This is a genomic window from Citricoccus zhacaiensis, from assembly GCF_014645315.1.
Classification (GTDB): domain Bacteria; phylum Actinomycetota; class Actinomycetes; order Actinomycetales; family Micrococcaceae; genus Citricoccus; species Citricoccus zhacaiensis.
The window spans coordinates 94,402-107,752 of sequence record NZ_BMLQ01000011.1; the positions used below are offsets into that span (position 1 = coordinate 94,402).

A 13,351-nucleotide genomic window follows, 5' to 3' on the forward strand; every position below is an offset into this window, starting at 1 on the left:
GCATGACTGACCCGAGGGCGGAACCGGGCCTCGCCGTGTCCCTGCAGGACCTCACGGTGTCCTACGGAGGCCGCGGGGGCCGATCTGCTCTGGACGGGATCACCCTCCACATCGAGCCCGGCGAACGGGTGGCCCTGGTGGGGCCCAGCGGGGCGGGCAAATCCACCCTGCTCGGCTTGTGCAACGGCACCGTCGCCCCCACCTCCGGCCAGGTCCAGGTCCTGGGCACGGACCCCACCCGGGCCTCCTCCCGAGGGTTGAGGGCGTTGCGGAGCAGGATCGGCTCTGTGCACCAGCACCTCAACCTCGTGGGGCCGTTGCGGGTGGTGCACAACGTCAACGCCGGCCACCTGGGCAACTGGGGCCGGTGGCGGGCCCTGCGCTCCCTGATCCGACCACTCCAGGTGGCCGAGGCCGGCGAGGCCCTGGACCGGGTGGGCATCGCCGACCACCTGCACCAGCGCACCGACCGGCTCTCCGGCGGGGAGCAGCAGCGCGTGGCGCTGGCCCGGGTCCTGGTGCAGGACCCCGATCTCGTCCTCGCCGATGAACCGGTCTCCAGCCTGGACCCGGCCCGCGCCGACGAGGTGATGGGCCTGCTCTGCGGGGTCCTCAGCCAGGACCGGCCGCGCCGGACCCTGCTCGTGAGCCTGCATGACTTCGACCTCGCCGTGCGCCACTGCGACCGGGTGGTGGGACTGCGCCAGGGCCGCGTGGTTCTGGATCTCCCCGCCGCCGAGGTGGATGCGCAGGCCCGGGAGCGCCTCTACGAGCTGGAGCCCGACCGGTGAGCCCCAGTGGCCTGACGGCCCTGACCCGGCTGGAGGGCCCCGGCCGTCAGCCCGGCGGCCAACCCGGTCAGCGGCCCGGCCGGTCCGCCCGGTGGCGGCTGCCCGGCGGAGGCCGGATGTGGGCGGCCGCATGGGTGCTCGTCCTCGTGTGGTCCGTGGGCAGCTGGCTTGCCGAGGACGGCCCCCTGGTCAACACCCGAGGCTGGCCGATGTTCGTCGACTTCTTCGCCGCGGCCCTCACCCCGGACCTCTCGGCGGTCTTCCTGGCCCGCATCGCCGAGGCCACCCTCACCACCCTCTCCTTCGCGGTCCTGGGGACGCTGCTGGCCGTGGCCGTGGGCCTGGTGGTCGGCGTCCTCATCTCGGAGACCTGGTGGACGGACGGCTCACCGTCCCGCGGCCAGGCAGTGGTCCACCGCGCAACCCGCCCCACGGCCCGCCGGGCCGGATGGCTGGTCACCCGGCTCGGCCTGGCGCTGCCGCGGGGCATCCACGAGGCCGTCTGGGCCCTGCTGCTGCTCAGCGTGCTGGGCCGGGACCCACTGGTGGGGGTGCTGGCGATCGCGATCCCCTTCGGGGCCATCACGGCCAAGGTCTACGCCGAGATCATCGACGAGTCCGCCCGCGGCCCCTTCGAAGCGCTGCGGGCATCCGGTGTCCGGCGCGGGACCGCACTGCTCTATGCCGTGGCGCCGGTCGCCCTGCCGGACCTGGCCTCGTACGCCTTCTACCGGTTCGAGTGCGCCGTCCGCTCCGCCGTGATCCTCGGCATGGTGGGTGCCGGTGGCCTCGGATTCGAACTGGTCCTGAGCTTCTCCGGGTCACGTCACGGCGAGGTCTGGACGCTGATCTTCACCATGGTGCTGCTGGGGGCCGTGGTGGACCGGTGGGGTTCCGGCCTCCGGCGTGCTGGCGGGCGCTGGCGCACCGGCGGGACGGTGCTGATCACGGCGGTCCTCGCGATCGCCGCGCTCGTGCACCTGGCGCCCGACCTGTCCCGGGTGTTCACGGCGCGGACCGCCGGCCTGTTCGCCGGTCTGGTGGCTGACCTGCTGCCACCGGCCCTGCCCGACGGCGGGTGGTCCCGGTTGCTCGAGGACTCGCTCGAGACGTTGCAGATGTCCCTCGTGGCCGGCACGATCGCCGGCTTGGCGGCCGTGGGCGTGGCCTTCGTCGCGGCCCGTAGCGGGGGCGCCGGTGTCGGCCCGGCTCGGCGGCTGGCCGGAACGGCGGCCCGCTGGTTGCTGTTGTTCACCCGGTCCCTGCCGCCGCCGGTCTGGGCCCTGCTGGCCCTGTTCCTGTTCCTGCCGGGGCCGTTGCCGGGGGCGCTGGCGTTGGCCGCATACAACTTCGGGATCCTGGGGCGGTTGTGCGCCGAGGTGGTGGAGAACCTCGACCGGCGCTCCCACGACCACCTCATCGCCGCCGGATCCCCGCCGCTCAGCGCCTTCGCCTACGGGATCGTCCCCCAGGCCGGAGGCCGGTTCCTGTCCTATGGGCTGTACCGCTGGGAGGTGGCGATGCGGGAGACGGTCGTGGTCGGCGTCGTCGGGGCCGGCGGCCTGGGCCGGCTCCTGGAGGATCAGCGGGTCGCCTTCGACTACGGCGGCATGAGCGGGACCATCCTCGCCCTCGTGGTGCTCTCAGCCGTGGTCGACCTGATCAGCACCGCCGTGCGGCGCTCCCTGCGCTGACCGGGTCAGGTCACTCGTCCCCGAGACCCATCTCCCGGGCCTTGCGCTCCCACGCCTCATGCTCGTTGTCCCGCAGCTCGCGCTTCTCCACGCGGGCCTCGAGGCGGTCGATGCGGCGCTCGACCTCGGGCTTGAGCTGTCCCGATTCCAAGGCTTCGATGCGCTTCTTGAGCCGCTCGAGCTCCTGGGGGTCGGATTCATTCTCGGACCACGGCAGCGGCTTCCCGGAGACCATGCTGAAGACGGTGATACCACCCCAGACGAGGATGGCGATGATGGCGATCCATGCGAACCATGGCATGGTGTTCTCCTTCTCGAGGACTGCGGCCGGGACGCCCGCTGCGGAACGCGTCCGGCCGGCGTCGTGATGGGTTATCCGATGGACTGGCCGGCGGAGCCGAGCTCCTGGCAGGCCTGCCCCACGCGGGTGGCCATGGCCTCCTCGGCCTTGGCGCCCCAGGTGCGCGGGTCGTAGAGCTTCTTGTTGCCGACCTCGCCGTCGACCTTGAGGACGCCGTCGTAGTTCTGGAACATGTGCGTCACCACGGGGCGGGTGAAGGCGTACTGGGTGTCCGTGTCCACGTTCATCTTGATGACGCCGTAGGACACCGCGTCTGAGATCTCCTGGGCCGAGGAGCCGGAACCGCCGTGAAAGACCAGGTCGAAGGGGCGGTCCTGGCCGATGCTGGCGCCGACCTCGCGCTGGATCTCGTCCAGGATCTCCGGGCGCAGCTTGACGTTGCCGGGCTTGTAGACGCCGTGGACGTTGCCGAAGGTCAGGGCCGTGATGTAGCGGCCGTTCTCCCCGGCGCCGAGGGCCTCGATGGTGGCCAGGCCGTCCGCCACGGAGGTGTAGAGCTTCTCATTGATCTCATGTGCCACGCCATCCTCCTCGCCGCCGACCACGCCGATCTCCACCTCGAGGATCTGCTTGTTGGCGTGGGTGCGGGCCAGCAGCTCGCGGCCGATGCGCAGGTTCTCCTCGAGGGTCTCGGCCGAGCCGTCCCACATGTGCGAGTTGAAGAACGGGTCACGGCCGGCCTTGACCTCGGCCTCGGAGGCGTCCAGCAGCGGCATGACGAAGCCGTCCAGCTTGTCCTTGGGGCAGTGGTCCGTGTGCAGGGCGATGTTGACGTTGTACTGCTTGGCCACTTCGCGGGCGAAGGCCACCATGGCCAGCGAGCCGGTGACCATGTCCTTGACGGAGGAGCCGGAGAAGTAGGCCGCGCCGCCCGTGGAGGCCTGGATGATGCCGTCTGAACCGGCCTCGGCGAAGCCGCGGATGGCGGCGTTCAGCGTCTGGGAGCTGGTGACGTTGATGGCCGGGAAGGCATAACCGCCGTTCTTGGCGGAGTCGATCATCTCGGCGTACTTGTCCGGTGAGGCGATGGGCATTGCGGCTCCTTGACATCGATAGGTATCGGGTGACCCTGTCCTTGGCCCATCCTAGTCAACCGAGCTAGTCAACCGAGCTACTCAACCGAGGCCGCCGGACCCGCCGGGTCCACGCCCCGTCAGGGGCGTTGGCCGAAGACGTGCTGCCGGATCCAGGCGTGCATGGCGATGCCGGCGGCGGAGGCGGCGTTGATGGACCGGGTGGATCCGTACTGCGCGATGGACAGCGTGGCCTCGGCCGACGCATGGACCTCCTCGGAGAGCCCCGGCCCTTCCTGCCCGAAGACCAGCACGCACCGCTCGGGCAGCGCGAACGTCTCCAAGGGCACGGAGTCCGGGAAGATGTCGATGCCGATCACGGACAGCCCCTCGGACGCAGCCCAGTCCGTGAAGTCCTCCACGGTGGGGTGGTGGTGCACGTGCAGGTAGCGGTCTGTGACCATGGCCCCGCGGCGGTTCCAGCGGCGCCGGCCGATGATGTGCACGCCGGCGGCGTTGAAGGCATTGGCGGTGCGCACCACGGTCCCGATGTTCAGGTCGTGCTGCCAGTTCTCGATCGCCACGTGGAAGGGGTGCCGCCTGGTGTCCAGGTCCGCCACGATCGCCTCGAGCGTCCAGTACCGGTAGGGGTCCGCCACATTGCGCCGGTCGCCCTCACGCAGCAGTTCGGGGTCCCACTGCTCGCCCGTCGGCCAGTCGCCCTCCCAGGGGCCCACGCCCACCTCGCGCTCGGGTACGGACTCAATCCCGCGCTCGACGTCGGCGCCCCCGTTCTCCGGTACGTCCGGAACCGGCGCACCCGGGGTACCGGGGCCGGCGTCGGGCGTCACTTGAGGCGGTCGACGAGCGCCCACGAGGCGAGCGCCGAAGCCCCCGCCACGGTCAGGACGGCCGGCCACGGGCCGATCTTCTTGGCGAGCGGGTGGGAGGCGCCGAAGCCCCCGATGTACAGCGCGGACAGCGCGACGGTGGTGGCGGCGCCGCCCTTGGCGGCCCACGTGCGGCCCGCGTAGGCACCAGCCGCGGCCAGGACCACGCCGCCGAGGGCGCGGACGCCGGTCTCGCGGGCGGTGAGGTAGCCGCCAACGAGGCCCAGGGCGGCCAGGGGGGCGGTCACAACGGACTCTGCGGGCTTGAACACACCGGTTTCGCTCATGGGCACCACGGTAGCCCGCCCAGCCATTCATCACGGCCGCGCTACCTGTCGAGACACGCCGGGACGACTAGACAGTTGGCGCTTTCGTGATGGGCAATGCAGAGCACAATGGACCCGTGACCATCGTCGACAACGCCATCTACAAGGACGGCCAGCGGATCCTGGCGCCCACCTCGCTGCAGGAGACCTTCGAGCAGTGCAAACGGCTCGGCGGGATGGCGTGGGTGGGGCTGTACCGGCCGGATGAGGCGGAGTTGCAGGAGGTGGCGCACGAGCTCAACCTGCACGAGCTGGCCGTGGAGGACGCCCTGGTGGGCGGGCAGCGGGCCAAGCTCGAGCGCTATGACGATGACCGCTTCTTCGTGTTGATCCCCGCCCGGTACCTGGACGAGACGGAGACGGTGGAGTTCGGTGAGCTCAACGTGTTCGTCGGCAACGACTTCGTGGTCACGGTCCGCCATTCGGAGGTTCCAGACCTCTCCCGGGTCCGGCGCCAACTGGAGGAGCAACGGCCGGAACTGCTCTCCGCCGGGACCTCCGCCGTGGTGCACGGGATCCTCGACTCCGTGGTGGACGACTACTTCCCCGTGGCCGAGGGCCTGGAGAACGACATCGCCGAGATCGAGGACGAGATCTTCGCCGGGGACGGCAACGTGACCCGCCGCATCTACGAGCTCTCCCGCGAGGTGGTGGGCTTCCAGCGGGCCATCCGGTCCCTGCCGCACATGCTGGAGACCATGATCGAGCACCTGGAGGGGGACCCCGGCAAGGTCGAGGTACTCCGCAAGCTGCGTGACGTGCACGATCACACCGTGCAACTCGATGACCGCGTCACCTCCATGCGCACGATGCTCGAGCATGCTCTGGAGCTGGATTCCACTTTGACCTCGAAGAAGCTCGCCGAGGTCTCCGTGGCGCAGAACGAGCAGGTCAAGCGCATCTCGTCCTGGGCGGCCATCATCTTCGCCCCGCAGCTGGTGGGCTCGATCTACGGCATGAACTTCGACCTCATGCCCGAACTGCACTGGGTGTGGGGCTACCCGTTCGCCCTGGCGCTGATGCTCGCCGTGGCGCTGACGCTGTTCATCCTGTTCCGCAAGAACGACTGGCTGTAGCCCACCGGCCTCCGCCACGACCGGACAGCCCGGGTCACGACATCCCGGGTTACGAGATCCCGGGTTACGAGATCCCGGGTTACGAGCACGCCCGACGTCGAAACACGCCGGGCCAATTCAGGGGGTCAGTGCAAATGCCCTGATTTCTGGGATTGGTCGTCATGGGCTTCTCGTTTCCCGTGGGATTTCGTGTCAAAGTCATCGAAACGATGCTCGATGGCGTATCCACTGAGTCGGTGTTGACTTCTGAAGGGGTTTGCCAGGCCAGCGTGTATCGGTGGATGAAGTGGGCAGGGGTCCGGATGCGACGCAATAGGCCGAAAGATGAATCTCTCAGCGTCGTGTTCGCGGCCCCACAAGTCGGAGCGATCGGGGCCGGTGCAGGTCATGGCCGGCGGTTGGATCTGGCAGACCGCACGCTGATTCAGCTGGGTATGGAGTCGGGTGTGCTGCCAGCGCAGATCGCCAAGATGGTGGGGGTAAATCCCTCAACGATCGGCCGGGAACTGGCCCACCACGGGCTCGTCCAGCGGATCCAGAACGGTCCGGTCCAGTACCAGTACTCGGCGAAACTGGCCCAGTACCGGACCGACCTCGAGCGGGCCCGGCCCAAGAAGCGCAAACTGGACACGGCTGACCACAAGGTGTTGCGCCAGACGGTGGTGGACAAACTCAACGCCGGCTTGTCCCCGGCCCAGGTCGCCGTGCGGCTGCCGGTCGATTTCCCGGATGATGGAAGCATGCGGATCAGCCACGAAGCGATCTATCAGGCCCTGTATGTCCAGGGCGCCGGATCCCTGCGCGAGGAACTGAAGGTCGAGCAGGCCCTGCGCTCGGGCCGAAGGACCCGCAAGCCCCGATCGAAGCTGCCGGCCCGGGTCAAGCGGCCCTGGCTGGCAGGGGTGATGCTGGCCGACCGGGACGAGAAGACCGCGGCCGAGCACGCCGGCCGGGCCGTGCCCGGCCACTGGGAGGGGGATTTGGTCGTGGGCCCGGAGAACTCCGGGATCATCACCCTGGTCGAACGGGCCAGCCGGTTCGCGCTACTCGGGCGACTGCCCGGAACCAGGGACTCAGCGACCGTCATCGACCGGCTCCAGGACATGGTCCGGACCCTGCCGCAGGCGGTGCTGGCCTCGATCACCTGGGACCAGGGCAACGAGATGGCCCAGCATGCCAGGTTCACCGTGGCCACTGGATGCAAGGTGTACTTCTGTGATCCGCACTCTCCCTGGCAGCGGCCCACGAACGAGAACTTCAACGGCCAACTGCGCTGGGACTACCCCAAGGGCACCAACTTCAACGACGTCACCGACGCCGAGCTGAGGGCCGTCCAGGACAAACTCAACTCCCGGCCACGCGTGATCTTGAAGGGATACACCCCCACTGAGAAACTAGAGGAACTACTCACCGGCATTGCACTCACCCTCTGAATTGGCCCCGGTGCGGTCGACGCGTGTCGTGCTCGTAACCGGGGTCAGTCGAGGCCGAGCTCGTCCTTGCCGAAGGCGTACAGGTACTGCACCCCGGCCTCCTCCTCGATGCGCTCGGCGGCGCCGGTGTCCCGGTCCACGATCACGGCAACGGCCTGCACCAGACCGCCGGCCTGACGGACTCCCTCGACGGCGGTCAGCGCAGACCCGCCGGTGGTGGAGGTGTCCTCCAGGACCACGACGGGGCGTCCTTCCACGGACGGTCCCTCCACCTGACGGCCCATGCCGTAGGACTTCTGCGCCTTGCGGACCACGAAGGCGTCCAGGGCCCGGCCCTGGCGGCCGGCCTCGTGCAGCATGGCGGTGCCGACCGGATCCGCGCCCATGGTCAGGCCACCGACGGCCTGGGCCTCGACGCCGGCCTGGTCCAGCAGGTCCAGCATGACCCGGCCCACCAGCGGGGCGGCCTCGTGATGGAGGGTGATGCGGCGCAGGTCGATATAGTAGTCGGCCTCCTTGCCGGAGGAGAGGGTGACCCGTCCGCGCACCACGGCCAGTTCCTTGATGAGTTCCAGCAGTCGGGCACGGTCCTGGGTCTGAGTCGTCATGGACTCCATCCTAGATTCCCCGACTCTGGATTCTCCGGCAGCGCACTCCTAGGGTGGTGCCATGAGTGACCCCATTGACCGGGACGCCCCGTCGGGCAACCCCACCGAACAGATGCTCAGCTACTGGATCAACCTGGTGGACACCCTGCTGACCACCCGCGTCAACGAGTCCCTCGCCGAACACGGGCTCACCCGGGCCCAGTGGCAGCTGATGAACACCCTGACAGCCCGGCCCCAGACCACCGAGGAACTCAGCCAGTCGCTGGCGCCCGCCGCGGCCACCAGCGAGGAGGGGCCGCGGACGGTCGAGGAGCATCTGGACGAGCTCGTCGAATCCGGCTGGCTGGTGTCCGAGGGCGGGATGTACACCCTGACCACCACGGGGCGGACCTCCGGCGAGCGCGTGGCCGCCGTGGTGGAGGAGCTCCGGGCGGAGATCACCGAGGGGCTCGACGACGACCGGTACCGACTGGTGGTCCAGTCGCTGCAGACGATGGCTGGCAACCTCGGGTGGAAGCGCAGCTGAGGCGGGCCGGATTTAACACGGACGTCATCCCGTACCCCGCCAAACCCGCCTAGTCTGGGTGCATGCGTGAACTGCAACGAGAGATCATCGCCGAGATGGGCGTCAGCCCAGAGATCGATCCGGCCGCCGAGGCGGCCAGACGCGTCACATTCCTCCAGGACTACCTGAGAGCCTCCGGTGCCCAGGGATTCGTCCTCGGCATCTCCGGAGGCCTGGACTCCACCCTGGCGGGCCGCTTGGCACAGTTGGCCGTCGAGGGGCTCCGGGCCGAGGGCGAGCAGGCCGAATTCGTCGCAGTCCGCCTGCCCTACAACGTGCAGCACGATGAGGACGACGCGCGGGCCGCGTTGGATTTCATCGGCGCCGACCGCGAGGTCACCTATGACATCGCCGCCGCCGTGGACGGGTTCGAGTCCGAGTTCGCCTCCGCCACCGGTGAACCGATCTCCGACTTCAACAAGGGCAACGTCAAGGCGCGCGTGCGCATGGTCGCCCAGTATGCGATCGCCGGGGGCCGTGGCCTCCTGGTGATCGGCACGGACCAGGCCGCCGAGTCCGTGACCGGATTCTTCACCAAGTACGGCGACGGCGGCGCGGACGTGCTGCCGCTGTTCGGTTTGAACAAGCGCCAGAACCGTGCGCTGCTCCGGCACCTCGGCGCAGCCGAGAGGCTGTGGGCCAAGGTGCCCACGGCCGATCTGCTGGACGGCAAGCCGGGCCAGACCGACGAGGCCGAGCTCGGCCTGGACTATGACACGATCGACAACTACCTCGAGGGCCGCACCATCCCGGACGAGGCCGCGAGCAAGCTGGAGTCGATCTACCTGCGCTCCCGGCACAAGCGCACCACCCCGGTGACGATCCTCGACTCCTGGTGGCGCGGCTGACGCTCGCCCGGGCCTGGCGCTGATCTAACGCCCCACGGGCACCTTCCGCATGACCAGCCAGGACACCCCGTTGGCGAGGACGGCGATCACGATCAGCAGGCCGGAGATCTTGGCGATGAGGTTCGTCGAGAAGAACGTCATGAAGTCCATCCCGGTGCCCAGCACCAGGGCCAGCGCCCCGAGGATGACTACCAGCAGTCCGGCAATCCCGGCCATCACGCCGTACTGGCCCCACCGCAGGTAGACGGCGGCCAGCCCGGCCCCGACCGAGAGGCACGCCAGGGAGATCGCGAAGCTGAGGAGCAGGGTCGCTCCCAGGTCACCGTCGCCCAGCGCGTAGACATCGAACATGCGCGCTCCCGTGAACCAGTGGCCGGTGGCCTGCTCCAGTAGCAGGAAGGCCCCCATCAGAACGGACAGGAAGGCGGACTGCACCACGATCCACAGGGCGGTCCCGGCCCAGTAGTGCCGGCGGGTGGAACCCATCATGCCGATGGCGAAGGGCATGGTCCGGGCGTAGGCGTAGACGCCGATCGTCACGATGAAGCCCGGCCAGGACCACAGCGCCGCCTGGTTGTAGCGGAAGCCGGCGCCGAGCTCTTCGGCCGTGGCCGGAGTCAGGGCCGCCAGCAGCAGGAAGATGACCACGCACACGGCGGCCACGGCAGCCAGCATGATGATCGGCACCCAGACCATCTGCATGCGGTCCACGAAGTGCAGCCGGACGATCCGCAGGACAGGGTTCATCCCGCGGTGGGCGGTGGCGGCCGGGGCGGGCCCGGCCTGGGTCAGGGTGGCGGTGCTCATCGTGACTCCTTCGGGGTTTCGGCGGCGTTCTCGCCCACGGTGTCGGTGGGCCGCGAGCCGATCGCGGCCACCAGGTCCTGGAGTCCGACCGGACCGATCTCCAGGTGCTGCTCGGCCGCGGCAGCGGCCAGGCCGGCGTCGGGCTGTCCGGCCAGGGTGACGGAGGACAGCCCGCCGATCCGGCGGGAGTGCAGGACGCTCCTGCCCTCCGTGAGCTGCCCGACGGCGGCCGCCGGGCCGGAGAGGGAGAAGGCGGCGCTGCGCGCCGAGTCCGCGTCGGCATCCATCAGGATCCGGCCGTCGTCGATCACCAGGACCTTCTCCAGCAGGTCCGCCGCCTCATCGATGAGGTGGGTGGACATGACGATGGTGCGGGGGTGCTCCAGGTAGTCCTGCAGCATCACGTCGTAGAACAGTTGGCGAGCCGTGGCGTCTAGGCCGAGATAGGGCTCGTCGAAGAAGGTCAGCGGGGCCCGGGAGGCGAGGCCGACGACGATGGCCACCGAGGACAGCTGCCCGCGGGAGAGCTTCTGGATCTTGGTTTCCACTGGCAGCCGAAACATCCTCACCAGCCGTTCGGCGAAGTCCTGGTCCCAGCTCTCGAAGAACCAGGGGGCGGACTTCAGCACGTGCCCGGCTTTGAAGGACTCCGGGTACTTCTGGTTCTCCCGGGCGAAGCACAGGTGGGAGGCCGTCTCGACGTCCTCGAAGGGCTCCCGTCCCATCACGGAGACCTCGCCCTGGGTGGCCCGGTCCTGGCCGGAGAGGATGGACAGTGCGGTGGTCTTGCCGGCGCCGTTGCGGCCGAGCAGGCCGCAGATGGAGTTGGCGGGGATGTCGAAGTCGAGCCCGTGCAGGATCTCCTTGCGGCCGAAGGACTTCCGCAGCCCACGCACGCTGATGACCGCCTCGGGGTTGATCGGCTGTCCGGCCGGCAACGGCCTGGCCTCGTGGCTCAGGGCGTCGGCGGCATGACCGCCGCTGGAAGCGGGCTCGGCCCGGAAGGACGCGGCGGCCACCGTGCCGGACGTGGTTCCGAACGGGACGTCGCGTGCGGTGTGGCGAATGCCGGCCGGAGCGGTCTCGGGAACGGTGTTGGGAGTGACGTGCATGATTCCCCCTACAGGGCTGATCGGGTGGTGTCTGCGGTGGTCGTGAGATCGGCGGCGGTACTGCGGATCATCTCGGACAGGTCCTCCGGGGTGATCTCCAACCGGGCCGCCTCGGTGAGCAACGGATGGATGTACTGCCGGGTGAAGGCCTCGCGGCGGGAGCTCAGCAGCTGCTGCCGGGCACCGGGTGCCACGAACATGCCGATGCCCCGCTTCTTGTAGAGGATCCCCGTGTCCACCAGCAGGTTGATCCCCTTGTTGGCGGTGGCCGGATTGATCCGGAGGAACGCGGAGAACTCGGTGGTGGAGGGCACCTGCGTCTCCTCCGGGTAGGTCCCGTCCACGATCCCCTGCTCGATCCGGAGCGCCAGCTGGCGGAAGATCGGCTGCGTGGCGTCCATCTCCATGCGGCGCTCCATTCCTGGGGTCAGAACCGGCCGAGCTCGTCAACCGGTCCGTTGGTTCATTACTTATGTAACTAACCTAGCAACCACCCCTGCGCACTGTCCACCCCTGCTTTCAGTCGAGTTCGGGACTCTTCTATGTCTGTCAAGCCGCGGTCGGGACTGTGGCTGAGGTGTTGAGGGTCCGGTAGACGCGGCGGGCTAGGTGTGATGTCCAGGGAGGTTGTCCCGCTCCTGGAAGGTGAAGGGGGCTGACAGGCGAAGGCCCCCGGTAGTGGAGTGGAGCTGTCTAGTTCACCACTGCACTCACCGGAGGCCCTCATGTCCCACGCTAACGCCGTCCTGACCCCGCGCACACGCCTACGCCTGGCCCGGCTGATCATCCACGACGGGTGGACCTGCGCCGCCGCGGCGAAGATGTTCATGGTCTCCCCGCGAACGGCGGCCAAGTGGGCTTCCCGCTACCGCACCGAGGGCCCGGCCGGGATGGCCGACCGCACCTCGCGTCCGCGCACCAGCCCGACCAGGACCCCGCCCGTGGTGGTGCGCCGGATCGTGGCGCTGCGCTGGCGGCACCGGCTGGGCCCAGTCCAGATCGCCGGCCGACTCGGGGTCCCGGCCTCCACCGTGCACGCGGTCCTGGTGCGCTGCCGGATCAACCGGCTCTCTAGGATCGACCGGGCCACCGGGGAACCCTTGCGCCGGTACGAGCACGACCACCCCGGCTCGCTGATCCACGTCGACGTCACCAAGTTCGGCAACATCCCCGACGGTGGCGGCTGGCGCTACGTCGGCCAACAGCAAGGCGACAGGAACAAGGCCACCACCGCGCTGAGGACCGGCAGAACCGATCGAGGGAACCCCCGGATCGGCACCGCGTTCGTCCACACCGTGATCGACGACCACTCCCGGGTGGCCTACGCGGAGATCTGCGCCGATGAAAAGGCCGCCACCGCGATCGGGGTGCTGCGCCGGGCCGGGGCCTGGTTCGCGGACCGCGGCATCACCGTGGAACGGGTGCTCTCAGACAACGGGTCGGCCTACCGCTCCCACGCCTGGGCCCAAGCCTGCGCCGAGCTGGGCATCAAGCACAAACGAACCCGCCCCTACCGACCGCAGACCAACGGCAAGATCGAGCGGTTCCACCGCACCCTCGGTGACGGATGGGCCTACGCGAGGTTCTACGACTCGACCGAACAGCGAAACGCAGCCCTACCGGGCTGGCTGCACTTCTACAATCACCATCGAGCCCACTCCGCCCTCGGAGGCCAGCCACCGATCACCCGACTGACCAACCTTCCTGGACATCACAGCTAGGTAGCGTTTGATGCAGCGGCGGATTTCCTTGTCGGTGCGTTGCTCGTTCCGTCGTTTCTCCACGTATTCACGGGTTTCGGGGTCATGGGTCATTCTGGTGACCGCA

The 13,351-nt window shown here is 68.9% G+C and carries 15 protein-coding genes and 1 pseudogene; 7 read left to right on the top strand and 9 right to left on the bottom strand.

All coding sequences use genetic code 11. The features are described from left to right. Positions 1-2 precede the first annotated feature (2 nt). Together IEX49_RS15425 and IEX49_RS15430 are read left to right on the top strand one after the other, a co-directional pair. Positions 3-791: a phosphonate ABC transporter ATP-binding protein gene (locus IEX49_RS15425; RefSeq protein WP_188806992.1), complete on the top strand. Its 789-nt coding sequence runs from the start codon at positions 3-5 to the stop codon at positions 789-791. Beyond that, a complete protein-coding gene (locus tag IEX49_RS15430; protein WP_188806993.1) occupies positions 788-2,485 on the top strand; it encodes a PhnE/PtxC family ABC transporter permease in 1,698 nt (565 codons plus the stop codon). Before IEX49_RS15425 ends, IEX49_RS15430 begins: the two co-directional genes overlap by 4 nt. A gap of 10 nt (positions 2,486-2,495) precedes the next feature. Here IEX49_RS15430 and IEX49_RS15435 read toward each other — a convergent pair whose 3' ends face one another. The 4 genes from IEX49_RS15435 to IEX49_RS15450 form a co-directional block, all read right to left on the bottom strand. Beyond that, on the bottom strand, positions 2,496-2,786 hold the full coding sequence (locus IEX49_RS15435; RefSeq protein ID WP_188806994.1) for a hypothetical protein: 291 nt from the start codon (positions 2,784-2,786) through the stop codon (positions 2,496-2,498). Positions 2,787-2,857: 71 nt separating this feature from the next. After that, positions 2,858-3,880, bottom strand: coding sequence for a class II fructose-bisphosphate aldolase (gene fbaA, locus IEX49_RS15440; protein ID WP_188806995.1), 1,023 nt, complete (start codon positions 3,878-3,880; stop codon positions 2,858-2,860). A 119-nt stretch (positions 3,881-3,999) separates the two neighbouring features. Beyond that, positions 4,000-4,710 carry a TrmH family RNA methyltransferase gene (locus IEX49_RS15445; RefSeq protein WP_188806996.1) on the bottom strand — a complete coding sequence of 237 codons (711 nt, stop codon included), beginning with the start codon at positions 4,708-4,710 and terminating at the stop codon, positions 4,000-4,002. After that, complete coding sequence (locus IEX49_RS15450; RefSeq protein WP_188806997.1) at positions 4,707-5,036, bottom strand: hypothetical protein; 330 nt, start codon at positions 5,034-5,036, stop codon at positions 4,707-4,709. The genes IEX49_RS15445 and IEX49_RS15450 overlap by 4 nt, the downstream gene beginning before the upstream one ends. Positions 5,037-5,152: 116 nt before the next feature. Between IEX49_RS15450 and IEX49_RS15455 the strand changes: the two genes are divergently transcribed. Together IEX49_RS15455 and IEX49_RS15460 are read left to right on the top strand one after the other, a co-directional pair. Further along, positions 5,153-6,151: a magnesium and cobalt transport protein CorA gene (locus IEX49_RS15455; protein ID WP_188806998.1), complete on the top strand. Its 999-nt coding sequence runs from the start codon at positions 5,153-5,155 to the stop codon at positions 6,149-6,151. A 161-nt stretch (positions 6,152-6,312) separates the two neighbouring features. Continuing rightward, positions 6,313-7,584 carry an IS30 family transposase gene (locus IEX49_RS15460; protein WP_425549751.1) on the top strand — a complete coding sequence of 424 codons (1,272 nt, stop codon included), beginning with the start codon at positions 6,313-6,315 and terminating at the stop codon, positions 7,582-7,584. A 44-nt stretch (positions 7,585-7,628) separates the two neighbouring features. On the opposite strand, the gene pyrE is transcribed toward IEX49_RS15460, so the two are convergent. Continuing rightward, positions 7,629-8,201 (bottom strand): orotate phosphoribosyltransferase, encoded by a 573-nt coding sequence (pyrE, locus tag IEX49_RS15465; protein WP_373286745.1) that lies wholly within the window; start codon positions 8,199-8,201, stop codon positions 7,629-7,631. A 52-nt stretch (positions 8,202-8,253) separates the two neighbouring features. On the opposite strand from pyrE, the gene IEX49_RS15470 reads away from it, so the two are divergent. Together IEX49_RS15470 and nadE are read left to right on the top strand one after the other, a co-directional pair. Then, positions 8,254-8,718, top strand: coding sequence for a MarR family winged helix-turn-helix transcriptional regulator (locus IEX49_RS15470; protein WP_188807003.1), 465 nt, complete (start codon positions 8,254-8,256; stop codon positions 8,716-8,718). A 62-nt stretch (positions 8,719-8,780) separates the two neighbouring features. After that, complete coding sequence (gene nadE / locus IEX49_RS15475; protein WP_188807004.1) at positions 8,781-9,605, top strand: NAD(+) synthase; 825 nt, start codon at positions 8,781-8,783, stop codon at positions 9,603-9,605. A 24-nt stretch (positions 9,606-9,629) separates the two neighbouring features. On the opposite strand, the gene IEX49_RS15480 is transcribed toward nadE, so the two are convergent. The 3 genes from IEX49_RS15480 to IEX49_RS15490 are packed head-to-tail and all read right to left on the bottom strand — an operon-like array spanning position 9,630 to position 11,925. Further along, a complete protein-coding gene (locus IEX49_RS15480) occupies positions 9,630-10,412 on the bottom strand; it encodes a hypothetical protein (RefSeq protein WP_188807006.1) in 783 nt (260 codons plus the stop codon). Then, positions 10,409-11,524 (bottom strand): ATP-binding cassette domain-containing protein, encoded by a 1,116-nt coding sequence (locus IEX49_RS15485; protein ID WP_188807008.1) that lies wholly within the window; start codon positions 11,522-11,524, stop codon positions 10,409-10,411. Before IEX49_RS15485 ends, IEX49_RS15480 begins: the two co-directional genes overlap by 4 nt. A gap of 8 nt (positions 11,525-11,532) precedes the next feature. Beyond that, positions 11,533-11,925, bottom strand: coding sequence for a GntR family transcriptional regulator (locus IEX49_RS15490; protein ID WP_188807022.1), 393 nt, complete (start codon positions 11,923-11,925; stop codon positions 11,533-11,535). Positions 11,926-12,249: 324 nt separating this feature from the next. Here IEX49_RS15490 and IEX49_RS15495 point away from each other — a divergent pair, with 324 nt between their 5' ends. Further along, positions 12,250-13,245 carry an IS481 family transposase gene (locus tag IEX49_RS15495; protein WP_188807010.1) on the top strand — a complete coding sequence of 332 codons (996 nt, stop codon included), beginning with the start codon at positions 12,250-12,252 and terminating at the stop codon, positions 13,243-13,245. Here the strand turns inward: IEX49_RS15495 and IEX49_RS15500 are convergent. After that, positions 13,240-13,351, bottom strand: a pseudogene (locus IEX49_RS15500) (IS110 family transposase); the annotation flags it as partial. The gene IEX49_RS15495 and the pseudogene IEX49_RS15500 sit on opposite strands and share 6 nt — an antisense overlap.

Excerpts from the sequence above, each read along its gene's own strand:
- IEX49_RS15425 (WP_188806992.1), top strand. The coding sequence starts at position 3 with ATGACTGACCCGAGGGCGGAACCGGGCCTCGCCGTGTCCCTGCAGGAC.
- IEX49_RS15435 (WP_188806994.1), bottom strand. The coding sequence starts at position 2,786 with ATGCCATGGTTCGCATGGATCGCCATCATCGCCATCCTCGTCTGGGGT.
- fbaA (WP_188806995.1), bottom strand. The coding sequence starts at position 3,880 with ATGCCCATCGCCTCACCGGACAAGTACGCCGAGATGATCGACTCCGCC.
- IEX49_RS15450 (WP_188806997.1), bottom strand. The coding sequence starts at position 5,036 with ATGAGCGAAACCGGTGTGTTCAAGCCCGCAGAGTCCGTTGTGACCGCC.
- IEX49_RS15460 (WP_425549751.1), top strand. The coding sequence starts at position 6,313 with ATGGGCTTCTCGTTTCCCGTGGGATTTCGTGTCAAAGTCATCGAAACG.
- pyrE (WP_373286745.1), bottom strand. The coding sequence starts at position 8,201 with ATGGAGTCCATGACGACTCAGACCCAGGACCGTGCCCGACTGCTGGAA.
- IEX49_RS15470 (WP_188807003.1), top strand. The coding sequence starts at position 8,254 with ATGAGTGACCCCATTGACCGGGACGCCCCGTCGGGCAACCCCACCGAA.
- nadE (WP_188807004.1), top strand. The coding sequence starts at position 8,781 with ATGCGTGAACTGCAACGAGAGATCATCGCCGAGATGGGCGTCAGCCCA.
- IEX49_RS15480 (WP_188807006.1), bottom strand. The coding sequence starts at position 10,412 with ATGAGCACCGCCACCCTGACCCAGGCCGGGCCCGCCCCGGCCGCCACC.
- IEX49_RS15485 (WP_188807008.1), bottom strand. The coding sequence starts at position 11,524 with ATGCACGTCACTCCCAACACCGTTCCCGAGACCGCTCCGGCCGGCATT.
- IEX49_RS15490 (WP_188807022.1), bottom strand. The coding sequence starts at position 11,925 with ATGGACGCCACGCAGCCGATCTTCCGCCAGCTGGCGCTCCGGATCGAG.
- IEX49_RS15495 (WP_188807010.1), top strand. The coding sequence starts at position 12,250 with ATGTCCCACGCTAACGCCGTCCTGACCCCGCGCACACGCCTACGCCTG.